The sequence below is a fragment of the Hydrogenophaga sp. genome, from assembly GCF_030651625.1.
Taxonomy (GTDB): Bacteria; Pseudomonadota; Gammaproteobacteria; order Burkholderiales; family Burkholderiaceae_C; genus Hydrogenophaga.
In genome coordinates this window covers 97,558-119,801 of the sequence record NZ_JAUSCF010000009.1, presented here as the reverse complement: position 1 = coordinate 119,801, position 22,244 = coordinate 97,558, and the positions used below count along the sequence as shown (strand labels likewise).

Here is a 22,244-nt window from a genome sequence, read left to right as displayed (position 1 = left end):
CTCAGCAGGGGTGCACAGTCGGGAATCAGTCGAACACGATCTCGACCTGCTGGCCGTGCGCCTGCGCCATCCAGCTTGCCAGGGCGGCGTCCGTGGGGAAGAACATGGCCCTGTCGTCCAGTTGCAGTTCGCACTGCACGCCGGGGCGCTGCAAGGCCAGGCGCACCGGCAACCCGCGCACCAGCTCGCCCTGCTCGGTGACTTCGCGCTTGGGAGGAAACTCACGCACCAGTTCAGCAATGGACGGTACGCTACCGTTCACAGCGACGCGCAGGTACTTGCCGAAACGGCAACGGGCGGCGGCCAGATCCCAGATGTGCTGGATCTTCAGCCGCAGACCGCCAGAAAAGCGGTCCGGCTGGGCCACAGCCTGCACCACGATCAGCTCGTCCTCCTTGAGCACATGGCGGTGGGCGTTGAGGAGGTTTTCGTCGGCACTGACTTCGAGCACGCCGGTCTTGTCGTCGAGCTTGAACAGCGCGAGTTTGCCGCGCTGGCCATTGATGACGCGAAAGTCGGTGACGATGCCGGCCAGGATCACCGGGTCGCGGCTTTCTTTCACGTCGGCCAGCTCGGTGCGGGCAAAGCGCCGAACCTCGCGCTGCACTTCATCAAACAGGTGCCCGGAGAAATAAAAACCGATGGCGGTCTTCTCCAGCGTGAGCCGTTCCTTGATGCCCCAGGGCAGGGCCGACACCAGATCGGGCTCCTGGGTGCTGGAGCCGTGGTCGTCACCACCCATCAGGTCGAACAAACCGCCCTGATTGGCGTTCGCCTGCTGGGCAGCCGCAAAGTCAAAGGCCCGCTCCACGGAGGCCAGCACCTCGGCGCGGTTCAGGTGCAGGGAATCGAACGCGCCGGCCTTGATGAGGGCCTCTACCGTGCGCTTGTTCAGACGGGTGCGATCGACCCGGCGGCAGAAATCGAACAGGCTCCTGAACGGGCCGCTCTCTTGCCCGTTGGGACCTTCACCCCGGCCTTCGCGAGCGGCCACGATGGCTTCGATGGCCTGCTGACCGGTGCCCTTGATGGCGCCCAGGCCGTAGCGAATCGACTTGTCGGTGATGGGCTCGAAGCGGTGAAAGCCGCGGTTCACATCGGGCGCCTCAAACGAGATGCCCATCTTCTGCGCGTCTTCGAACAGCACCTTGAGCTTGTCGGTGTCGTCCATCTCCACGGTCATGTTGGCGCAGAAGAACTCGGCGGTGTAGTGCACCTTGAGCCATGCCGTGTGGTATGCCAGCAGCGAGTAGGCGGCGGCGTGCGACTTGTTGAAGCCGTAGCCCGCGAACTTCTCCATCAGGTCGAAGACCTCGTCGGCCTTTTCCTGGGTGATGCCGTTCTTGGCTGCACCGGCGCGGAAGATGGCGCGGTGCTCCGCCATTTCTTCGGCCTTTTTCTTGCCCATGGCCCGGCGCAGCATGTCGGCACCGCCCAGTGAGTAGCCACCCAGGATCTGCGCGGTCTGCATGACCTGTTCCTGGTAGACCATGATGCCGTAGGTCTCGCTGAGCATGTCGGCCACCAGCGGGTGCGGGTACTCGATGGGCTCGCGCCCGTGCTTGCGCGCCACGAAGCTGGGGATCAGGTCCATGGGGCCTGGCCGGTACAGCGCGTTGAGCGCGATCAGGTCCTCCAGGCGGCTGGGCTTGGCGTCTTTGAGCATGCCCTGCATGCCGCGACTTTCAAACTGGAACACCGCTTCGGTCTGCCCGCGCGAGAACAGCGCATACACACGCTGGTCGTCCAGCGGGACGTCCTCAAAACGGAAGTTTTCCTTGCCCTGGTGGCGCCGCGCGATGAATTCGCGAGCGATTTCCAGAATGGTGAGCGTGGCCAGGCCTAGAAAGTCGAACTTCACCAGTCCCACGGCCTCGACGTCGTCCTTGTCGTACTGGCTCACTGCCGAATCGCTGCCCGGCTGCATGTAGAGCGGGCAGAAATCAGTGAGCTTGCCGGGCGCGATCAGCACACCACCCGCGTGCATGCCGATGTTGCGCGTCATGCCCTCGAGTTTCTGCGCGAGTTCGATCAGGGTCTTGACGTCGTCCTCTTTCTGGATCCGCTCGGCCAGCACCGGCTCCATCTCGATGGCGTAGTTGTTCTTGTCGCCTTCCTTTTTGGGCACCGGCGGGTACTGCAGGGTAACGGACATGCCCGGCTTGTTCGGGATCAGCTTGGAGATGCCGTCGCAGAAGCCATAAGAAAAGTCGAGCACCCGACCCACGTCGCGAATGGCGGCGCGCGCGGCCATGGTGCCGAAGGTGGCGATCTGGCTCACGGCGTCCTTGCCGTACTTGTCCTTCACATAGTCGATCACGCGGTCGCGGTTGGTCTGGCAGAAGTCAATGTCGAAGTCGGGCATGGACACCCGCTCCGGGTTCAGGAACCGCTCGAACAGCAGGTTGTATTGCAGCGGGTCGAGGTCGGTGATCTTGAGTGCGTAGGCCACCAGCGAACCGGCACCGGACCCCCGGCCCGGTCCCACCGGGCAGCCATTGTTCTTGGCCCAGTTGATGAAGTCGCCCACGATCAGGAAGTAGCCGGGAAAGCCCATGTTCAGGATCGTGTTGATCTCGAACTCCAGGCGTTCCACATAGCGCGGGCGTTCGGCGTTGCGCTTGGCCTCGTCGGGGTACAGATGGGCCAGCCGTTCTTCCAGTCCTTCAAACGACGACTGACGGAAGAAGTCGGCCATGGGCATGGGCACGCCGTCCACCAGCGGGGTGGGGAAGTTGGGCAACTGGGGCTTGCCCAGCACCAGCGTGAGGTTGCAGCGTTTGGCGATCTCCAGCGTGTTGGCCACGGCCGAGGGCACGTCGGTGAACAGCGCCTGCATCTGCTGTGCGCTCTTGAAATACTGCTCGCGGGTGAAGCGGCGCACGCGCCGGCTGTTGCCGAGGATCTCGCCGTCCGAAATACAGACGCGCGCCTCATGCGATTCATAGTCGTCAGGTTCCAGGAACTGCACCGGGTGGGTGGCCACCACGGGCAGATGAAGACGCGCTGCCAGTTGCACCGCAGCGGTCACGTGGCGCTCGTCGTCGGTTCGGCCGGCCCGTTGCAACTCCAGATAAAAACGGTGCGGGAACATCCCTGCGAGCTGCAGCGCCAGGTCCGTGGCGCGTTGAGCGTCGCCCTGGATGAGCGCCTGTCCCACGGGGCCTGCCTGGGCACCAGAGAGCAGCAGCAGCCCGGCGTTCAGCTCCTGCAGCCATTCGCGCTGCACCAGTGCCACGCCCCGCGCGCCACTGCGTGTCCAGGCCCTTGCAAGCAATTCGCTGAGGTTCAGATAGCCCTGACTGTCTTGCACCAGCAACACGACCCGCGGAGCGGCAGGCTGGTGGCTGCCCGGCATGGCGCCCGGCGTTTCGTCGCTGAAGCCCTGCAGCATCACCTCTGCGCCCAGCAGCGGCTTGACGCCCGCAGAACGTGCGGCCTTGTAGAACTTGACCGCGCCAAACAGGTTGCTCAGGTCGGTGATGGCCAGGGCGGGCTGGCCGTCGGCGGCGGCGGCAGCCACCGTGTCGTCGATGCGGTTGGTGCCGTCGACGACGGAGAATTCGGTGTGCAGGCGCAGGTGTATGAACATCCGGCCATTTTAGGATCGCGATCTGGTGCCAGGCACCTCAGGTCGGAGGTTTTACGTCGTCTTTCAGGATGGCCAGCACCTCGGAACGAAATTCGCGACTGTAGAGAATGACGACCACGGCCACCGTCGCAACAACCATGGCCATGGGTGAAATGAACCAGGCCAGCGCAGCGAAGGAGAAGTAGTAGGCACGCAGACCGTCATTGAAAGTCTCGGCCGCCGCGCCCACCATGGCAGAAGCGCGCTCGGCATAGGTGCGCCGGTCGAACTGGCCGGAATCGAATTGCTCGGGTGCCGGCATGGAGCCGATCACCAGCGCCACGAAGGTGTACTGGCGCATGCACCAGGAAAAGCGGAAAAACGCGTACACAAAGATCGAAACCAGCACCAGGATCTTGAACTCGAACACCACCAGTGTGGTGGTCTGGGCAAACGGGATTTCGCTCATCAGCTCGGTGGCCTTGTCGGTCGTGCCCAGCAAGGCAAACAGACCACCGATCACCAGAATCGAGGTGGACGAGAAGAAGGCTGGGGTGCTCGAGAGTGTTTGCGTGATCAGGCCATCGAGCATGCGCGGATCGCGCGAGGTGGCCTGCAGCATCCAGTAGCCGCGGTAGCGATTGGTGGTCTGGATCAACGAGCCCTTCTTGCGCCCCCAGACGCGGGCGAACCAGGCATACCCGATCCACAAGGCAAAGAAGGTGACCAGTGCCAGCCAGTCCGGCAAGGGAACAAGACTCAGGATCTTCATGGTCCGATGGTAAGGCCTGGGCCCCCACGCTCCGCCGCAGGGCTGGGTTGCCCCCACGCTCCGCCGCTGCGCGGGTCGCTGCCCCCCGAGGGGGCTGACCTTGCTTGGGGCGGCCCTGCGCTGCGGTCGGCCCTTTACCCCCACGCTCCGCCGCTGCGCGGGTCGCTGCCCCCCGAGGGGGCTGACCTTGCTTGGGGCGGCCCGGCGCTATGGTCGGTCCTTTGCCCCCACGTTCCGCCGTTGGTCAGCCTTTGAATTTCGCCGCGATGGCCGCCACGCGCTCGCCGAACAGTCTGGCGGTTTCCAGGTCGCCCGGAAGCATGTCACCAGCACCCGCATCGGACGGGCTCTGGGCGATGGCACCGCTGTAGCTCACCAGGTAGTTCACATCGTTGCGCTGGGCGCTCTGGGTGTTGCTGGGCATCAGGCCCTGGCTCACCCAGATCATCCCGTGTTGCATCGCCAGGGTGAACAGGGTAGTCAAGGTGTTGAGCTTGTCGCCGTTCATGCCGGCGCTGTTGGTGAAACCCGCAGCGATCTTGTCTTTCCACTTCTGGGCAAACCAGGCTTTGCTGGAAGCATCGGCGAATTTCTTGAACTGCCAGCTCACGGTGCCCATGTAGGTGGGCGAACCCATGATAATCGCGTCGGCAGCGTCCAGGGCTTCCCAGCCGCCGTCAGGCAGATTGCCATCAGCGTCGATGGCGATGAGCTCCGCATCGGCACCGTGCGCCACCGATTGCGCCATGCGCTGGGTATGGCCGTAGCCCGAGTGGTACACCACGACAACTCTTGCCATCAAGAACTCCTGGGTGAGCGTGCGGGCGATCGCCGGACACGAAAGGCTGAGTGAATAAAGAAGAGAGAAAAAGGATGAAGAGCGTCTGCCAGAGACATTGCTCGCACCAGACGGTACAAGCAAGGCCCTGGTGGAATCAGGCTGCCAAGTCGAACACCAGCACTTCGGCCTGATCGCCTCTGGCCAAGCTGATCCGGTCTTCAGCGTCAAGCACGGCGGCGTCTCCACCCAGCAGCTTTTCGCCGTTGACTTCGATGCTCCCGCGAACCACGTGCACATAGGCCTTGCGTGCGGGGTTCAGAGCCAGTTCGGCAGCTTCGTCGCCGTCAAACAATCCAGCATACAGTGCGGCATCGGCATTGATGTGCACCGACCCCTGGGCACCTCCGTTGGAAGCCACCAGGCGCAAATGGCCGCGCTTTTCGGTTTCTGCAAAGCTCTTCTGCTCGTAGCCTGGTTCAATACCAGTCACATTCGGCTCGATCCAGATCTGCAGGAAGTGCGTCGTCTGGTCGGGCGCGTGGTTGAACTCGCTGTGACGCACGCCAGAGCCTGCGCTCATGCGCTGCACGTCGCCCGGCGGAATGCCCTTGACGTTGCCCATGCTGTCCTTGTGGGCCAGATTGCCTTGCAGCACATAGCTGATGATCTCCATGTCGCGGTGTCCATGGGTGCCAAAACCGGTACCCGGCGCAATGCGGTCTTCATTGATCACGCGCAGATTGCCCCATCCCATCCAGGCGGGGTCGAAGTAGTCGGCGAACGAAAATGAATGAAAGCTCTTGAGCCAACCGTGGTCGGCATAACCACGGGCATCAGAGCGGCGAATTTTCATCATGGTGTGATCCTTTCCTTTTGGGTCGTTGGCCGTCGCTTTCATCCATACGGCACGCCATGTGGAGAATTCTGAACCTCGCGACCCGCGTCCGGACTGTACGTTTTTGATGGCATCATTCAAATGATTTGAACTCTCAGAGCACCACCATGGCTTCCGCATCGCCCCGTGCCGCCCTTTCCCCGGAAAACCTGGGCCTGATCGAATCCGTGGCTCGCCTGGGCAGCATGGCCGCTGCTTCACGCGAACTGGGGATGGTACCCAGTGCCCTCACCTACCGTGTGCGGCAGGTCGAAGATGCATTGGATGTGTTGCTGTTCGACCGCAGTGCCCGCCGCGCGGTGCTCACGCCCGCCGGGGCCGAGCTGCTGCGCTCGGGGCAGTACCTGCTCAACGAACTCGATGCTGTGGCACAACGCGTCAAACGGGTGGCCACCGGATGGGAGCCAGTGCTGACCCTGGCGGCCGATGCCGTCATCTCGCGCACCACTCTGTTTGAGCTCTGTGAGGCCTTTTACGCCGAGAACGCGCCGACCCGCATGAAGATCCGTGCGGAAACGCTTTCAGGCACCATCGAAGCGTTGCAAAGCGGACAGGCCGATCTGGCGCTCGGTGTCACCAATGAACTTTCGCTGCCCGATATCCAGTCCGCCCCACTGGGGCCGATGACGTTTGTCTTCGCGGTTGCGCCTCACCACCCCCTGGCGGAGGTCGCACACAGCCTGTGCGACGAAGAACGTGCCCAGCACCGCGCCGTTGCGGTGGCCGACAGCACACAGCGCGGCACGGGCCTCACACACAATCTGGTACCCGGCCAAGACGTGCTGACCGTGCCCACCATGCAGCACAAACTGGAAGCCCAGTTGCGTGGGCTGGGTGCGGGCTTCCTCCCGCTGGCCATGGCGCAGCCGTTCATCAACGCGGGCCGACTGGTTGTCAAGACACTTGAAAGGCCGGCACGCACCATCCGCATGGCCTACGCCTGGCGGCAGCCGCGTCATGCGGGCGATACCGGTCGGGCGCTGCGCTGGTGGCTCGAGCGGCTTCAACACCCCACCACGCGCGCTGCACTGCTCAACAACCACCACCAGATTTGACACCGTCGGGGGCCGCGCCCGCCGGCGGGCTGCTACAGTAGGTTTCAACATCCCCCTGTCCTTCACCGCGTACCGAGCCATGAAAAACACCAAAACGACGCGCAACTCCAAAACCCCTCCCCCGGCCCAGCCGCTGAACTTCGTTGTGGTCGGGGCGGGCATGGCCGGCGTCGCTTGCGCTCGGACACTGGTGCAAGCCGGGCACCGCGTGACATTGCTCGAGAAAAGCCGGGCTTTTGGCGGGCGCATGGCGACCCGGAGCACAGCGTTCGGTGGGTTCGATCACGGCGCCCAGTACTTCACTGTGCGCGACCCGCGCTTCGAGACGGCACTGCGCAGCAACGCCACCCAGGTGGTTCGCCCGTGGAGCGCGAGCACGGTGCGTGTGCTTGACGAATTCGGCCATGTGCTGGCAAGCGCCCCACCCCCCACAGAACCCCATTTCGTGGCGTCACCCGGCATGAACGCCCTGGTGACCTTGTGGGCCGAACCGCTGCTCAGACCCGACCTGCACGGGCACCTGAGCGCTACCACCTACCTTGAAACGCGGGTCACACAGATTGAGCGCGACGCCCTGCATCCCGACCAGTGGCAGGTGCGCACCGAAGACAACGCAGAGGGTCTGCGGGTGCTGGGTGGCTTTGACCGGGTGGTGCTCGCCATCCCCCATCCCCAGGCGCACGATCTTCTGCGCGCATCGGGCCTGGGGCCCGAACTGCGCAAGGCACTGGCACCGGTGCACGTGGGGCCTTGCTGGACGCTGATGGTCGCCTATCCACAGGCCATGCAGCCTGGACTGCCCCACCTGGGACCCCAGTGGAATGCGGCACGCAGCACACACCACCGCATCAGCTGGCTGGCCCGCGAATCGAGCAAGCCCGGGCGTGAGCCGGTGGAGCGCTGGACCATTCAGGCCAGCCCGGCCTGGTCCGCCAAACACCTCGAGGACGACGGTGAGCGGGTGAAAGCAAAGATGCTCAAGGGTTTCGCGGAGATCACAGGCATCCGTGCCACGCCGAGTCATGCGGTGGTCCACCGCTGGCGTTTCGCCCAGACGCAGACGCCCCTGGGTCAATCGCACCTGCTGGACGCGAAGCTGGGTATCGGCCTATGCGGAGACTGGTGCCTGGGTCACCGGGTGGAAGACGCGTTTGTGTCCGGTCTGGAGCTGGCACTGGCGATGGCGTGAAGTGACGCCACCTAGGAGCCTGCGCGGCAGAAGGCATCGAAGCGAAACGCGTGGGAAAAGAGTCCAATTCGGCGCCGATTTTGAGGACTGTGGCCGTAGCCACAGCCGGAAAAACGGGGGCGAAGTGGGACTTTTCTCCATGCGTTGCAGCCGATGTCGTTCTGCCGCGCAGGCTCCTAGGCCGCTCAGCGTCATCGACCGGATCAAAGCCGAGGGTGGCACGGTGGCCAAGGCCGGACAGGTCGCGCAAGCCTGGTAGCCGCTCTTGCCCTCGCTTCCCCTTTACCGGGGCAGATTTGCCCCCTCCCCCACCGGCCCGCTGCACGCGGGATCGCTGGTGGCGGCCCTCGCCAGCTGGCTGGACGCCCGTGCCCACGACGGTACTTGGCTGGTGCGCATCGAAGACGTGGACACGCCGCGCTGCGTGCCCGGTGCCGATCGGCTGATCCTGCAGCAGTTGGCCGCTTGTGGCATGCACAGCGACGAACCCGTGGTGTGGCAATCGAACCGGGGCGATGCATACCAGCGCGCACTGGATCGATTGATTGAAGCGGGGCACGCCTACCCCTGTGGCTGCTCGCGCAAGGACATCGAAACCGCACTGAAGGCACAAGGACACCAGCGGGAAAGGCATCAGACGGCGGTGTACCCCGGAACCTGCCGGCCCGAGCGTGGTGGACTGGGCGGCAAACCCGCACGCGCCTGGCGGTTTGCCTGTCCAGCGGGTCGGTCACACGTGGCATGGAACGATCGGCGTCTGGGTGCACAACACCAGGATGTGTCCAGTGCCGTGGGCGACTTTGTGCTCCTTCGGGGCGATGGTGTGTGGGCCTACCAACTGGCCGTGGTGGTGGACGATGCCGATCAGGGCATCACCTGCGTGGTGCGGGGCGAAGATCTGGCCGACAACACGGCGCGCCAGATCCTGCTGCAAAGGGCGCTGGCTCTGCCTGAGCCTGGGTACCTTCACACCCCGCTGGTGCGCGATGCGCACGGCGAGAAACTCAGCAAGCAGACTGGGGCGCAAGCACTGGACGTGTCCGACCCCTCGGCAGCACTGAATTCGGCAGCCCGCTGCCTGGGCCTGCCTGCGGTCGCGGGCTCGGTGGAACAGCAACTCTCGCATTGGACGCCGCTGTGGCGTGAGCAACAGCGCACGGATGAGGCCTGACGAAGACGCGGTCGGTCCTGGTCAAAGCGCCCAGGCCGACTTGCTCAGGTACGGACCTTGCCGTCGCCGGTGAGCATGGAGAGCTCCACAAAGCGCGATGCCACGTGGTTGTCAGGGCTCAGCGACACGGCAAAACCGCCAAACGACTGGTCGCCGATGGACTCCATACCCGCAATGAAGCTCTGCCGGGTCGGCCGTGCACCGGCACGACGGAAGCCTTCGGTGAACAGGCGGGCTGCCAGGAAACCTTCCATGCTGGAGAAGTTGGGCTGCACGCGGTTACCGCCCTTGCTCACGGCCTCAAGAAACTCGCGTGTGATCGGCTGTGTGGTGCGGTAAGGCGTTGGCATGACCTGCGATACGACCACGCCCGCACCGTCCTTGCCGAGTTCGTCGGCCAGGGCCTGTGTGCCCACAAAAGACACGTTGTAGAAGGTGCCTCCAAAACCTGCGGCACGAGCGGCACGAACATAAGCTGCGCACGATTTGTAGGCACTGATCTGCACCACCGCCTGCGGCTTGGCGGCATTGAGCGTGGCCACCGCCTGCGCCACGTCTTCGGAATTGCGCTCCACCGTGGCCACCGCCACCGGCTCCAGCTTCCGCTCCGTCAGCGCCAGCGTCACACCATCCAGACCCGCCCGGCCGTAAGCGTCGTTCTGGTAGAACACGCCGACCCGGTTGATGCCGAGGTTGGTGAGGTTGCGCACGATCAGGGCGGTTTCGTCGTTGTACGACGCACGCAGGTGAAACGCCATGCGGTTGAAGGGCTGGCGCAGGCCCATGGCGCCGGTGAAGGGGGCAACAAAGGGCACCTGCGCGGTGGTGGCCAGCGGCAGGGCCACCACGCTGGTGGGCGTGCCGATGTAGCCGAACAAGGCAAACACATCGTCGCGGATGAGCTGGCGCGTGTTTTCAGCGCAGCGGTCGGGCTCGTAACCGTCGTCCAGCTGGGCGATTTCGATGCGCGACTGGTTCACCCCGCCCTGGGCATTGAGCTGGTCGAAGAAGAGTTTGGCGCCGGCATGGAACTGGATGCCCAACTGCGCTGCGGCACCGGTGAACGCCGCAGACTGACCAAGCACGATGCGGTTGCCAGACTGGGCATGCAGCACGGGGGCACCCAGCACGGCGGCGCTGGCGGCCAGGCGGGTGAAAGTGCGGCGGGTGATGGGGGGCAAGCGAGACGAGAACTGGGTCATGGTGCTGGGCATTTCACAAATGGCAAGCGGCGTGGATCTCACGCCGCGTGTCCGTCATTGAAAGAATTTGTTTCATCCTACCCGTACTTACCCTGCCACCGGGCTCATTGAAGCGACCGATTCGACCGCTCATCGCTCGCCAACGTGACAGGCACGACCCTCTGTCGGCAGCGCATCGAAACACACTCTGCCCATGCACAAGACCCGGAAAGTGGTGCATGCAAGGCCCCCTAAAATCGGCCACCGCATCCCGTGAACGCCATGACCGAAGACACCCCCCTCAACGCCGAGCGCTCGGCCACCGACCCTCCAGCCAAAAAACCCGGTCCCCCGCCGGGCACTTACATGCGGGTCGTCAAAAGCTATGTGTTGCGTGCCGGGCGCACCACCCTTGCCCAGGCGCGCGCCTACGAGCTTTACAGCCCGCGCTTTCTGCTGTCGTACGCACCCCAAACCCTGGACGTTGACGCTGCTTTCGGCCGGCATGCGCCGCTGATCATGGAAATCGGCTTCGGCATGGGCGGTGCCACCGCCCACATTGCCCGTGTCCGGCCGGAAGACAACTTCCTTTGTTGCGAGGTGCACGAGCCTGGCGTGGGCGCCCTGCTCAAGCTGGCCGGCGACGAAGGGCTGGAGAACATCCGCATCCTGCGCCACGATGCGGTGGAGGTGCTCGACCACATGCTGCCCGAAAACAGCCTGGACGGCGTGCACATCTTTTTCCCCGACCCCTGGCACAAGAGCCGGCACCACAAGCGCCGCCTCATCCAGGCCCCTTTCGTCAACCGCCTGGCGCGCCACCTCAAACCCGGTGGCTACCTGCACCTGGCCACCGACTGGCAGCCCTACGCGGAACAGATGCTGTCGGTGCTGAGCGCGGAGCCGCTGCTGGCCAACGCGGCCCAACCCGGCGGTGACGGCTACGTGCCCAAGCCAGACTACCGACCCCTCACCAAGTTCGAGAACCGCGGTCTGAAGCTGGGCCACGGGGTGTGGGACCTGGTGTTCCGGCGCCTCTGAGCGGGATGCCCGCCTTCCGAACGTGGCCCGACCAATCCGCAGTGCCCACATCCCGACGCGGTACGGGGTGTCACCAAGTTGTGTGGCATTGCCCACTGACAAGACGCCTGCTTGGACCTTGTTGCTGGATTTCCTGGCCGACCGCCTGACAACCGTGGGACGTGACGGCTGGCATCGGCGCATGGCCCGGGGTGAGGTGCTTGACGAGGCGGCCCATGCGCTGCTGCCCGAAACGGCGTTTCGTCCAGGCACGCGCGTCTACTACTACCGGCACCTCGAAGACGAGCCCGAGGTACCTTTTCAGGAAACCGTGGTTTTCCAGGACGACCACCTGCTGGTGGCCGACAAGCCCCACTTCCTGCCAGTCACACCCGCCGGACGCTACGTGCAGCAAAGCCTGCTGGTGCGGCTGAAAAACCGGCTGGGCATCGAATCGCTGAGCCCTCTCCACCGGATCGACCGCGAAACCGCCGGCCTGGTGGTATTCAGCCTGCGCCCGCAGGACCGGGCCGCGTACCAGGCGCTGTTCCGGGACCGCGCGGTCACCAAATCCTATGAAGCGATCGCCCGGTTCGATGAGCACTTGAACTGGCCGGTGGAGCGACGCAGCCGCATCGCCGAAGAAGACGGCGCCTTTTTCCGCATGGCCGAAGTGGAGGGTGAACCCAACAGCGAAACCCGCATCGACCTGCTGGAACGGCGGGGCCCATGGGCGCGCTATGGGCTGGCGCCTGTCACCGGCAAACGCCATCAGTTGCGCGTGCACATGAATGCGCTGGGGTTGCCGATGGTGGGCGACCAGTTCTATCCGGTGGTGCGCCGCGGGCCGGACGAACCGGAGGACTTTGCCGACCCGCTGCGCCTGCTGGCCCGAGCCATCCGATTCACAGATCCCATCACCGGCGCGCAGCGGCACTTCGAGAGCCAGCTCACGCTGGGCTGGCCCGACTGAACACTGCGCGCCGCGCGAAATCAGCGCAGAAGCCCGGTCAGAACTTTTCCGTCACCCAGCCCTGCACCGAAGCCAGCGCCTTCGGCAAACCCGACGCATCGGTGCCGCCCGCCATGGCCATGTCGGGCTTGCCGCCCCCCTTGCCACCCACCTGCAGCGCCACAAAATTGACCAGTTCGCCGGCCTTGACCTTGCCCACGTTGTCGGCGGTCACGCCGGCCGCCAGTTGCACCTTGGCGCCATCGACCACCGCCAGCACGATCACGGCGCTCTTGAGCTTGTCCTTGAGCTTGTCCATGGTGTCCCGCAAGGCCTTGGCATCGGCCCCCTGCAGCGTGGCGGCCAGCACCTTGATGCCCTTGACTTCGATCGCCTGCGACACCAGTTCGTCGCCCTGTGCAGACGCCAGGCGCCCTTTGAGCGCAGCCATTTCCTTCTCGGTTTCACGCAGCTGTTCCAGCAAGGCCCCCACGCGTGCCGGTACCTCGCTGGGCACCACGCGCAGCGTGCCGGCCACGCCACCCAGCGTGGCCTCCATGTCCTGCATGTAGGCCAGCGCGTTCAGCCCCGTCACCGCTTCCACGCGTCGCACGCCTGCAGCGACGCCGCCTTCGGCCACGATGGTGAACAGGCCGATGTCGCCGGTGCGCTGCACGTGGGTACCGCCGCACAGTTCGCGACTGCCACCGATGTCGAGCACGCGAACGGTCTCGCCGTACTTTTCGCCGAACAGCATCATGGCACCGGTCTTCTGTGCCGACTCGATGTCCATCAGGCGCGCCTGCGTGGGCACATTGGCCAGCACTTCGGCGTTCACTCGGGCTTCGATGTCACGGATCTGGGCATCGGTCAAAGGCGCGTTGTGCGCAAAGTCGAACCGGGTGCGCTCGGCGTTCACCAGCGAACCCTTTTGCTGCACGTGATCGCCCAGCACTTCGCGCAAGGCCTTGTGCATGAGGTGGGTGGCGCTGTGATTGCGCACGGTGGCCGAGCGAAGGTCCAGGTTGACGGTGGCGGTGACCGTGTCGCCCACGGCCATCGTGCCTTGTGCCATCGTGCCGTGGTGACCGAACACATCGGCCTTGATTTTCTGTGTGTCGCCCACCTCGAACTGGGCCGAGCCGCTGGTGATGACACCCTCGTCGCCCACCTGACCGCCGCTCTCGGCATAGAAGGGCGTGGTATCGAGCACCACGACGCCTTGCTGACCCGCCTTGAGCTCGGCCACCGCCGTGCCATCCAGGTACAGCGCCACCACCTTGGCCGGTGATTCCAGCGACTCGTAACCGATGAACGCATTGCCCGCACCGGTGTAGTCCAAGGCCTTGTCCATCTTGAACTTGCCGGCTGCGCGGCCTTTGGCCTTCTGGGCCTCCATGGCCGCGTGGAAACCGGCTTCGTCCACCGTCAGCCCGCGTTCCCGGCACACGTCAGCCGAAAGATCCAGCGGAAAGCCGTAGGTGTCGTGCAATTTGAAAGCCACGTCACCTGGAAGAACCTGGGCGCCATCGGCCAGCGCAGCATCCAGGATCTCCATGCCATTGGCCAGCGTCTCATAAAAACGCTCCTCCTCCACCCTCAGCACCTCGGTGATGCGTTGTGCCTGACTGGCCAGGCTGGGATAGGCCTCGCCCATCAAAGCGACCAGATCGGGCACCAGTTTGTGGAAGAACGGCGTCTTCTGTCCGAGCTTGTAGCCATGGCGTATGGCGCGGCGGACGATACGACGCTGGACGTAGCCGCGGCCTTCGTTGCTGGGGATCACACCGTCGCTGATCAGAAAGGACGTGGCGCGGATGTGATCGGCAATGACCTTCAGTGAGGGATTTCCCAGATCGTTGATCCCGGTCTCGCGGCCAGCCGCCTTGATCAACGCTTCAAAGATATCGATCTCGTAGTTGCTGTGTACGTGCTGCAGGATGGCGGCCAGGCGCTCCAGTCCCATGCCGGTGTCCACGCAGGGCGCGGGCAGTGGCGTGACCGAGCCGTCTTCGGCCATGTTGAACTGCATGAACACGTTGTTCCAGATCTCGATGAAGCGGTCGCCGTCTTCATCCGGACTGCCCGGTGGACCGCCGGGGATGTGATCGCCGTGGTCGTAGAAAATCTCGCTGCAGGGGCCACAAGGGCCGGTGTCGGCCATCATCCAGAAGTTGTCGCTCTTGTAGCGCCCCCCCTTGTTGTCGCCGATGCGGATCACGCGTTCGGGTGGCAGACCGATTTCCTTGGTCCAGATGTCGTAGGCTTCGTCGTCCTCTTCGTAGACCGTGGCCAGCAGGCGCTCGGCCGGTAGCTTGTAGACCTCGGTCAGCAGCTCCCAGGCCCATTTCAAACTCTCGCGCTTGAAGTAGTCACCAAAAGACCAGTTGCCCAGCATCTCGAAGAAGGTGTGGTGACGCGCCGTGTAGCCCACGTTTTCCAGGTCGTTGTGCTTGCCACCGGCACGCAGGCAGGCCTGAACCGAGGCCGCGCGCACATAGGGACGTTTGTCGGTGCCGAGGAACACGTCCTTGAACTGGACCATGCCCGAATTGGTGAACATGAGCGTGGGGTCGTTGCCAGGCACCAGCGGGCTGGACGCCACCACCGTGTGGCCCTTGGAGGCAAAGAAGTCCAGAAAGGTCTTGCGGATGTCGGCAACGGAGATGGCAACTTGGCTCATGATTTGCAGGCTGGCTGCACCGGTGCTCCCTTCTGGAGAATCCAGCGCGTGGCGGGATGATGGCAAACCTTGCATTATCAAGGAAAAGGCCCGCTGTCGAAAGGGCGCCGGGAAGGATCTCAGCGAACGCGATGGCTGCGCGACTGTTCGCGCGCCAGCTGGATGAACTCGGTCACCACCGGGCGGCTGCGCGAGCCACGCCGCCAGACCAGGCCCACGTCGATGTTGGGTGTGGCGTCCCGCAGGCTGCGAGCCTCTACGTGCTCGGCATCCAGCGTCCAGGGTCGGTAGAGGAAGTCCGGCAGCAGGGCGATGCCCGCCCCGATGCCCACCAGAGAGCGCACGGCCTCCAGCGAAGTGCTGCGCATGAGCACGGGCGGATGCAGGCCATGGCGCGACCACAGGGCGTTGAGCACGCTCTCCACCCGGTCCGCCTCCAGGACGACCTGTGGGTGGGCTGCACATTCCTGCAAGGTCAGCTCGGCTTTCTCGGCCAGTTCGTGGCCCGATGCCATCCAGACCCGGTTGGGCGAGCGTGTGAGCGCCTCCACCTCGAGCGCTTGCGGGTCACCCAAGGCATTGGAGACCATGATGGCCAGATCCACCTCGCCATTGATGAGCAAGTCCTCGAGAAACTGGGGCGTGTCCTCCACCACCGAGATCGTCACTGAGGGGTGCGAGCGCTGGAAACGCGCAAACAGGTCGGCCAGGTAATAGCCCGCCACCAGACTGGTCACGCCGATGGTCAGGCTTCCAGTCAGCTCCTCGGGCTTTCCGCGCCCCAGTTGCCCAGCCTCGGCCACTGCCGAGATCACCTTGCGGGCACTGGCCTGGAAGCGATGTCCATCCTGGGTCAGCACCATGCCCCTGGCCGTGCGCTCGAAAAGCTTCACGCCCAGTGCGTCTTCCAGTTCCTGCACGCTCTTGGTGACAGCCGATTGCGCAATATTGATCATGCGCGCCGCTGCCGCCACCGAGGCGGCTTCGGACACCGCAAGGAAATATCTGAACTGTTTCAGAGTGATGTGACGCTGCATTTTGGTGCGTAAAAAGAGGGGGTTAACCCTTGATATCTATTTTTTAGATAGATAGGGCTCCGAATATTGAACTTTGCACGCCAAAACGTCAAGGCTACATTGGCCCTGCTTTTTGCCCTAGGCGAAGCCCCCAGCCCGGCTGGAATCCGATCAACCTGAAGTGGAGAAGACATGAAGCTACTGAAGTACGCGGCAATCGCCGCCGGCCTGCTGGTCCTGGCAGGCAACAGCCAGGCACAGAAGATGATCCAGAAAATCGGCAAGGGTGAGGGCCAGGTCGACATCGTGGCCTGGGCCGGTTACATCGAACGCGGCGCGACCGCCAAGGAATTCGACTGGGTGACGGGCTTCGAGAAAGCCACCGGCTGCAAGGTCAACGTCAAGACCGCAGGCACCTCCGACGAGATGGTGGCCCTGATGAACGAAGGCGGTTTCGACCTGGTCACAGCCTCCGGCGACGCGAGCACGCGCCTGATCCGCGGCAAGAAACTGCAGCCGATCAATGTCGCCCTGATCCCCAGCTACAAGAACATCGACCCACGCCTGCAGAAGGCGCCCTGGCACTATGAAGGCAACACCCACTACGGCGTGCCCTACCAGTGGGGCTGGAACGTGCTGATGTACAACACCAAGGTCTTCGGCGACAAGAAACCCACCAGCTGGAATGTGGTGTTCGAGGAGCAGACCCTGCCCGACGGCAAAAGCAACAAGGGCCGCGTCCAGGCCTTCGACGGCCCGATCTACATCGCCGACGCCGCGCTCTATCTGATGAAGAAGAATCCGGCCCTGGACATCAAGGACCCGTACGAGCTGAACGAAACCCAGTACAAGGCCGCGCTGGACCTGCTGCGCGGGCAGCGCAAGCTGGTAGGCAAGTACTGGCACGACGCTTTCGTGCAGATCGACGATTTCACCAACGAGGGCGTGGTCGCTTCCGGTAGCTGGCAGTTCCAGGCCAACATCCTGGGCTCCAAGAAGGCGCCGATCGCCACCGTGGTGCCGGTCGAAGGCGCCACCGGCTGGGCCGACTCGACCATGATGCACGCCGAAGCAAAGCACCCCAATTGCGCCTACATGTGGCTGGAGCACTCGCTCAACCCCAAGCTGCAGGGTGACCTGTCCGCCTGGTTCGGTTCGGTGCCTGCCGTGCCTGCCGCCTGCAAGGGCAATGCGTTGTTGGGCGACGAAGGTTGTGCGAGGCAAGGCTACAACGATTTCGAGCGCATTTCCTTCTGGAAGACGCCCACGACCCAGTGCAAGACGCAGAACAATGCCTGCGTGCCCTACCACAAGTGGGCCTCGGACTACATCGCCGTCCTCGGTGGTCGTTGATCCCGGTCTGAGGGCTTGATGACTGGCTGGCGCGTTTGCGCCAGCCCCTTCCTAAGGTTTTCCACCCGCGAAAGAGTGTTTCCGATGACTTCGGCTGTGAGTTTGCGCGACGTGTCGTGCGTGTTTCGTTCGGCGGGCAAGACCGTCCATGCAGTGGCCGGGGTCGACCTGGAAGTCCGGTCCGGCGAATTCTTCACCCTGCTGGGCCCTTCAGGTTCTGGCAAGACCACCTGCCTGCGCATGATCGGTGGCTTCACCCTACCCACCAGCGGCCACATTGCCATCCATGGTCAGGACGTCAGCCAGCATCCGCCTTATGAGCGCCCGGTCAACACCGTGTTCCAGGACTACGCCCTGTTTCCGCACATGAGCGTCCTGGACAACGTGGCCTACAGCCTCATGGTGCGCGGTGTGGAGCGCGCAACCCGGGAGAAAAAAGCCCAACAGTTGCTGGAGACCGTGCAGTTGCCCGACGTGGGCCAGCGCAAGCCACTCCAGCTCTCCGGCGGGCAGCGCCAGCGTGTGGCCCTGGCGCGCGCCCTGATCAGCGAGCCTCAGGTGCTGTTGCTGGACGAACCGCTGGGCGCGCTGGACCTCAAACTGCGCGAACAGATGCAGAGTGAGCTCAAGAGCCTGCAACGCAAACTGGGCATTACCTTCATCTTCGTCACGCACGACCAGCACGAAGCCCTGTCCATGAGCGATCGCATCGGCGTGTTCAACCAGGGCCGTCTGGAGCAGGTGGCCACACCGTCTGAGCTCTACACGCGTCCGGCCACGCGCTTCGTGGCCGAATTCGTGGGCGCGGCCAATGTGCTGCAAGGCGACGATGCGCGCCTGTATGCTCCGGCCAACGCCCTGATGATCCGCCCCGAACTGATCGAGCTCCAAATGGGTGAAGCGACCACCCGCAGTGGCCCGGCACGCGCCCACGGCACAGTGCATGAGGTGCAATTCTTCGGCGCCTTCTGGCGCGTCCAGGTTCAGCCCGAGCAGGGCGCGGCCTTGCTGGTGGACCTGCCCGTGCACGGCAGTGCGCAGGTCCCAGATCCCGGTGCCAGCGCCCGGCTCTACTGGTCCGACGCTGCCATGCACGTCATCGAAGCACAGGCATGAGCAGCATCCCCGTTTCGACGTCCCGCAACAGCCTGGCCGACCGGCTGTCCACGCTGCTGTACACGCGCCGCGGCCTGCTGCTGACCCTGCTGCTGGCACCACCCCTGCTGTGGTTCGGCGTCATCTACCTGGGCTCGCTGTTCAGTCTGCTGGCCAACAGCTTCTTCCGTCTGGACGACTTCACCGGGCAGGTGGTGCGCGAAATTGGCTTCTCCAACTTCGTCGAGATCTTCACGCCCACCAACCTGGACGTGGCGCTGCGCAGCACCGTGATGGCCATCTCCGTGACCGTGGCCTGCACCGTGATTGGCCTCCCCATCGCCTACTACATGGCCCGCTATGCGCGCGGTCCGCAAAAGGCCCTGCTCTACGTTGCCGTGATGCTGCCCTTGTGGTCCAGCTATCTGGTGCGCCTCTATGCATGGAAGCTGCTGCTGGCCAAGGAAGGCGCCATCTCCTGGGTGATGCAAAGCCTGCACCTGCAGTGGCTGCTTGATGCCCTGCTCTCCATACCGGTGGTGGGCGGCAGTTCGCTGAGCTTCTCGCCCATGGGCACCTTCGTGGTCTTTGTCTACATGTGGCTGCCCTTCATGATCCTGCCCATCATGGCCGCCATCGAACGCATCCCCGGCTCCTACCTGGAAGCCTCGGCCGACCTCGGCGCCAGCCCGGCGCAGACCTTCCGACAGGTGACCTTCCCGCTGGCCATGCCAGGTATTGCGGCGGGGTCCATCTTCACCTTCTCGCTGACCTTGGGCGACTACATCATTCCGCAGGTCATCGGCAACTCCACCCTGTACATCGGCCAAGTGGTGTACCGCCAGCAGGGCGTGGCCGGCAACCTGCCCTTTGCCGCCGCGTTTTCGCTGGTGCCCATCGTGATCATCGGCGTCTACCTCTGGCTGGCCAAGCGCAAGGGAGCCTTCGATGCGCTCTGACAAGTTTTCCAAACCGCAGCGTGGCGCCTCCTGGGGCTTGAGGCTGGCCACCTGGGCCGGCGTGCTGTTCCTGCACATCCCGCTGGCGCTCATCATCCTCTACGCCTTCAGCAGCGAGGACAAGAGCTACGTCTTTCCGCCGCCGGGTCTGACCACGCAGTGGTTCGGCGTCGCCATGGAGCGTCAGGACGTGTGGGACGCGATGAAGCTGTCCTTCCAGGTCGCGCTGTGGGCCACGGGCATTGCCATGGTGCTGGGCACCCTGGCCGCCGGCGCACTGGCACGCACACAGTTCTTCGGCCGCGATGCCGTCAATCTGCTGCTCATCCTGCCCATCGCCCTGCCCGGCGTCATCACCGGCATCGCGCTGCGCTCGTCGTACCACACGATGGAGATCCCCTTCAGCTTCTGGACCATCGTGATCGGCCACGCGACCTTCTGCGTGGTGGTGGTCTACAACAACGCGGTGGCGCGGCTGCGCCGTATCAGCCCGGCGCTGATCGAGGCCTCCATGGACCTGGGTGCCAACGCGTTCCAGACCTTCCGCCACGTGCTGTTGCCGCAATTGGGTTCGGCCCTGCTGGCCGGCGGCCTGCTGGCCTTTGCGCTCAGCTTTGACGAGGTCATCGTCACCACTTTCACCGCCGGCCAGCAGACCACGCTGCCGATCTGGATGTTTCAGGAGCTGATCCGTCCGCGCCAGCGGCCCGTGACCAATGTGGTCGCCGTGATCATGATCGCGCTGACCTTCATCCCCATCGTGGCGGCCTACTGGCTGACCCGCGCCGACGAAGACAGCCAGAACCGCTGAGCGGTCCTCCCGTCCACCTCATTCACCAGCCCATCCAGGAGACCAGATCATGGGACACCCCACCGAACCCACCCTCCAGTTCCCCACCGAACTGCTGATCGACCAGCAGGTGGTCCGCGGCGAAGGCGCCGAAGAACCCATCCTCAATCCGGCCACCGGCGAGGTGCTGTGCACCGTGCGCGAAGCCTCGCCCGAGCAGGTGGCACGCGCAGTCTCGGCCGCCAGCCGCGCCTGGGAATCCTGGTCGCAGACCACACCGGCCGAGCGCAGCAATCTGCTGCTCAAGCTGGCCGACGTGATCGAAGCCAACGCCGCCCAGTTCGCACGCCTGGAGTCGCTCAACTGCGGCAAGCCCTATGCCCGCGCCCTGGATGACGAGATACCGGCCATCGCCGACTGCTTCCGGTATTTCGCGGGTGCGGCGCGCTGCATGACTGGCTCCATCGCAGGCGAATACCTGGCCGGCCACACCAGCATGATCCGGCGCGACCCCATCGGCGTGGTGGCATCCATCGCCCCCTGGAATTACCCGCTCATGATGGCCGCCTGGAAGGCCGCACCCGCGCTGGCCGCAGGCAACACCGTGGTGCTCAAACCCAGCGAGCAGACGCCGCTGACCGCCCTGCTGTTCGGCCGTCTGGCCGCCGAGATCCTGCCCAAGGGCGTTCTCAATGTGATCTGCGGCCGCGGCGCCAGCGTAGGTCAGCCCCTGGTGGAGCATCCCCAGGTGCGCATGGTTTCGGTCACCGGCGACGTCTCAACGGGCCGCAAGATCCTGCAGGCCGCCTCGGGCACACTCAAGCGCACCCATCTGGAGCTTGGCGGCAAGGCCCCGGTCATCGTGTTTGACGACGCCAACCTCGCGGAAGTGGTGTCCGGTGTGCGCACATTCGGCTACTACAACGCCGGTCAGGACTGCACCGCCGCCTGCCGCATCTACGCCGGCCCCAAGATCTATGAGAAGCTGGTCGCAGAGCTGACCAGTGCCGTGTCCACGCTCAAAATGGGCATGCAGGACGAGGACGGTGTGGAGCTCGGACCGCTGATCTCCGACCGCCAGCGCAACCGCGTAGCCAGCTTTGTCGAGCGAGCGCAGATGTCCGGCCACATGGAAGTCACCACCGGCGGCAAGCTGCGCCAGGGCAATGGCTACTTCTACGAACCCACTGTGATCGCCGGCGCCAGACAGGACGACGAGATCGTACGCCGTGAGGTCTTTGGCCCCGTGGTCTCGGTCACGCGCTTTTCCGATGCCGAGCAGGTGGTGGGCTGGGCCAACGACTCCGACTACGGCCTGGCCTCCAGCGTCTGGACCCAGGACGTTTCCAAAGCCATGCGCGTGGCCAAGCAGCTGCAGTACGGTTGCACCTGGATCAACACGCACTTCATGCTGGTCAACGAAATGCCGCACGGCGGGCTCAAGTCCTCCGGCTACGGCAAGGACATGTCCATGTACGCGCTGGAGGACTACACCGTCCCGCGCCACGTCATGGTCAAGCTCTGAGCCAGCGAATCCCCTCGGCGTAATCCTCCAATGGAGCGCTGACGGTCAGGTGGCCACGATCCACGTCGACGTGCATGCCTGTCGCGGCCTGAATCTGGTGGGCTGCGACCTCCTCAAGGTGCCCCTGGCCTGCATTACCAGCTGCCGTCCTGTCCCGCAGGGCGCTATCCTTCTGTTCGCAATATTGTGTGTGCTGCCGCCAGGTGTCAAACACTGGTGACGGCGCACGAGCGCCT

Annotated in this window: 17 protein-coding genes; 10 read left to right on the top strand and 7 right to left on the bottom strand. The window is 64.2% G+C overall.

Going from position 1 to position 22,244, the window contains the following annotated elements; translation table 11 throughout:
• Nucleotides 1-25: 25 nt before the first annotated feature.
• From dnaE to Q7V46_RS04035, 4 genes are all read right to left on the bottom strand, one after another.
• Nucleotides 26-3,592, bottom strand: a complete 3,567-nt coding sequence (dnaE, locus tag Q7V46_RS04050; protein WP_304912230.1) for a DNA polymerase III subunit alpha — start codon at nt 3,590-3,592, stop codon at nt 26-28.
• Nucleotides 3,593-3,629: 37 nt separating this feature from the next.
• Entirely contained in the window at nt 3,630-4,343 is a 714-nt protein-coding gene (locus Q7V46_RS04045; RefSeq protein ID WP_304912229.1) for a DUF599 domain-containing protein, read from the bottom strand.
• 244 nt (nt 4,344-4,587) lie between these two features.
• Nucleotides 4,588-5,142, bottom strand: a complete 555-nt coding sequence (locus tag Q7V46_RS04040; RefSeq protein ID WP_304912228.1) for a flavodoxin family protein — start codon at nt 5,140-5,142, stop codon at nt 4,588-4,590.
• A gap of 136 nt (nt 5,143-5,278) precedes the next feature.
• Nucleotides 5,279-5,980, bottom strand: a complete 702-nt coding sequence (locus Q7V46_RS04035; protein ID WP_304912227.1) for a pirin family protein — start codon at nt 5,978-5,980, stop codon at nt 5,279-5,281.
• Nucleotides 5,981-6,126: 146 nt separating this feature from the next.
• Here Q7V46_RS04035 and Q7V46_RS04030 point away from each other — a divergent pair, with 146 nt between their 5' ends.
• The 3 genes from Q7V46_RS04030 to gluQRS all read left to right on the top strand — a co-directional run bounded on the left by Q7V46_RS04030 (nt 6,127) and on the right by gluQRS (nt 9,434).
• On the top strand, nt 6,127-7,074 hold the full coding sequence (locus Q7V46_RS04030; protein ID WP_304912226.1) for a LysR family transcriptional regulator: 948 nt from the start codon (nt 6,127-6,129) through the stop codon (nt 7,072-7,074).
• 79 nt (nt 7,075-7,153) lie between these two features.
• Nucleotides 7,154-8,263, top strand: a complete 1,110-nt coding sequence (locus Q7V46_RS04025) for an NAD(P)/FAD-dependent oxidoreductase (RefSeq protein ID WP_304912225.1) — start codon at nt 7,154-7,156, stop codon at nt 8,261-8,263.
• Between the two features lie 265 nt (nt 8,264-8,528).
• The gene (gene gluQRS, locus Q7V46_RS04020) at nt 8,529-9,434 is read left to right on the top strand and encodes a tRNA glutamyl-Q(34) synthetase GluQRS (protein WP_304912224.1); all 906 of its coding nucleotides are present in this window, start codon (nt 8,529-8,531) and stop codon (nt 9,432-9,434) included.
• 44 nt (nt 9,435-9,478) lie between these two features.
• On the opposite strand, the gene Q7V46_RS04015 is transcribed toward gluQRS, so the two are convergent.
• Nucleotides 9,479-10,636, bottom strand: a complete 1,158-nt coding sequence (locus Q7V46_RS04015) for an ABC transporter substrate-binding protein (RefSeq protein WP_304912223.1) — start codon at nt 10,634-10,636, stop codon at nt 9,479-9,481.
• Between the two features lie 261 nt (nt 10,637-10,897).
• On the opposite strand from Q7V46_RS04015, the gene trmB reads away from it, so the two are divergent.
• Nucleotides 10,898-11,656, top strand: coding sequence for a tRNA (guanosine(46)-N7)-methyltransferase TrmB (gene trmB, locus Q7V46_RS04010; protein WP_304912222.1), 759 nt, complete (start codon nt 10,898-10,900; stop codon nt 11,654-11,656).
• A gap of 34 nt (nt 11,657-11,690) precedes the next feature.
• Nucleotides 11,691-12,608, top strand: a complete 918-nt coding sequence (locus Q7V46_RS04005) for a pseudouridine synthase (protein WP_370690277.1) — start codon at nt 11,691-11,693, stop codon at nt 12,606-12,608.
• Between the two features lie 37 nt (nt 12,609-12,645).
• Here Q7V46_RS04005 and alaS read toward each other — a convergent pair whose 3' ends face one another.
• Both alaS and Q7V46_RS03995 read right to left on the bottom strand, forming a co-directional pair.
• Nucleotides 12,646-15,270 carry an alanine--tRNA ligase gene (gene alaS / locus Q7V46_RS04000; protein ID WP_304912220.1) on the bottom strand — a complete coding sequence of 875 codons (2,625 nt, stop codon included), beginning with the start codon at nt 15,268-15,270 and terminating at the stop codon, nt 12,646-12,648.
• A gap of 119 nt (nt 15,271-15,389) precedes the next feature.
• Nucleotides 15,390-16,307, bottom strand: a complete 918-nt coding sequence (locus Q7V46_RS03995) for a LysR family transcriptional regulator (protein ID WP_304912219.1) — start codon at nt 16,305-16,307, stop codon at nt 15,390-15,392.
• 171 nt (nt 16,308-16,478) lie between these two features.
• Here Q7V46_RS03995 and Q7V46_RS03990 point away from each other — a divergent pair, with 171 nt between their 5' ends.
• The 5 genes from Q7V46_RS03990 to Q7V46_RS03970 all read left to right on the top strand — a co-directional run bounded on the left by Q7V46_RS03990 (nt 16,479) and on the right by Q7V46_RS03970 (nt 22,008).
• Nucleotides 16,479-17,639 carry an ABC transporter substrate-binding protein gene (locus Q7V46_RS03990; protein WP_304912218.1) on the top strand — a complete coding sequence of 387 codons (1,161 nt, stop codon included), beginning with the start codon at nt 16,479-16,481 and terminating at the stop codon, nt 17,637-17,639.
• Nucleotides 17,640-17,723: 84 nt separating this feature from the next.
• Nucleotides 17,724-18,755, top strand: coding sequence for an ABC transporter ATP-binding protein (locus tag Q7V46_RS03985; protein ID WP_304912217.1), 1,032 nt, complete (start codon nt 17,724-17,726; stop codon nt 18,753-18,755).
• On the top strand, nt 18,752-19,693 hold the full coding sequence (locus Q7V46_RS03980) for an ABC transporter permease (protein WP_304912216.1): 942 nt from the start codon (nt 18,752-18,754) through the stop codon (nt 19,691-19,693). The genes Q7V46_RS03985 and Q7V46_RS03980 overlap by 4 nt, the downstream gene beginning before the upstream one ends.
• Nucleotides 19,683-20,504 (top strand): ABC transporter permease, encoded by an 822-nt coding sequence (locus Q7V46_RS03975; RefSeq protein WP_304912215.1) that lies wholly within the window; start codon nt 19,683-19,685, stop codon nt 20,502-20,504. Before Q7V46_RS03980 ends, Q7V46_RS03975 begins: the two co-directional genes overlap by 11 nt.
• A 49-nt stretch (nt 20,505-20,553) precedes the next feature.
• Nucleotides 20,554-22,008: a gamma-aminobutyraldehyde dehydrogenase gene (locus Q7V46_RS03970; protein ID WP_304912214.1), complete on the top strand. Its 1,455-nt coding sequence runs from the start codon at nt 20,554-20,556 to the stop codon at nt 22,006-22,008.
• The last annotated feature ends 236 nt before the right edge of the window (nt 22,009-22,244 follow it).

Bases quoted from the DNA above. Each gene is read 5' to 3' on its own strand.
- Q7V46_RS03970 (WP_304912214.1), top strand. From the start codon at position 20,554: ATGGGACACCCCACCGAACCCACCCTCCAGTTCCCCACCGAACTGCTG.
- alaS (WP_304912220.1), bottom strand. From the start codon at position 15,270: ATGAGCCAAGTTGCCATCTCCGTTGCCGACATCCGCAAGACCTTTCTG.
- Q7V46_RS03985 (WP_304912217.1), top strand. From the start codon at position 17,724: ATGACTTCGGCTGTGAGTTTGCGCGACGTGTCGTGCGTGTTTCGTTCG.
- dnaE (WP_304912230.1), bottom strand. From the start codon at position 3,592: ATGTTCATACACCTGCGCCTGCACACCGAATTCTCCGTCGTCGACGGC.
- Q7V46_RS03975 (WP_304912215.1), top strand. From the start codon at position 19,683: ATGCGCTCTGACAAGTTTTCCAAACCGCAGCGTGGCGCCTCCTGGGGC.
- Q7V46_RS03995 (WP_304912219.1), bottom strand. From the start codon at position 16,307: ATGCAGCGTCACATCACTCTGAAACAGTTCAGATATTTCCTTGCGGTG.
- Q7V46_RS04025 (WP_304912225.1), top strand. From the start codon at position 7,154: ATGAAAAACACCAAAACGACGCGCAACTCCAAAACCCCTCCCCCGGCC.
- trmB (WP_304912222.1), top strand. From the start codon at position 10,898: ATGACCGAAGACACCCCCCTCAACGCCGAGCGCTCGGCCACCGACCCT.
- Q7V46_RS04015 (WP_304912223.1), bottom strand. From the start codon at position 10,636: ATGACCCAGTTCTCGTCTCGCTTGCCCCCCATCACCCGCCGCACTTTC.
- Q7V46_RS04035 (WP_304912227.1), bottom strand. From the start codon at position 5,980: ATGATGAAAATTCGCCGCTCTGATGCCCGTGGTTATGCCGACCACGGT.
- Q7V46_RS04045 (WP_304912229.1), bottom strand. From the start codon at position 4,343: ATGAAGATCCTGAGTCTTGTTCCCTTGCCGGACTGGCTGGCACTGGTC.
- Q7V46_RS04030 (WP_304912226.1), top strand. From the start codon at position 6,127: ATGGCTTCCGCATCGCCCCGTGCCGCCCTTTCCCCGGAAAACCTGGGC.
- Q7V46_RS04040 (WP_304912228.1), bottom strand. From the start codon at position 5,142: ATGGCAAGAGTTGTCGTGGTGTACCACTCGGGCTACGGCCATACCCAG.
- Q7V46_RS03990 (WP_304912218.1), top strand. From the start codon at position 16,479: ATGAAGCTACTGAAGTACGCGGCAATCGCCGCCGGCCTGCTGGTCCTG.
- Q7V46_RS03980 (WP_304912216.1), top strand. From the start codon at position 18,752: ATGAGCAGCATCCCCGTTTCGACGTCCCGCAACAGCCTGGCCGACCGG.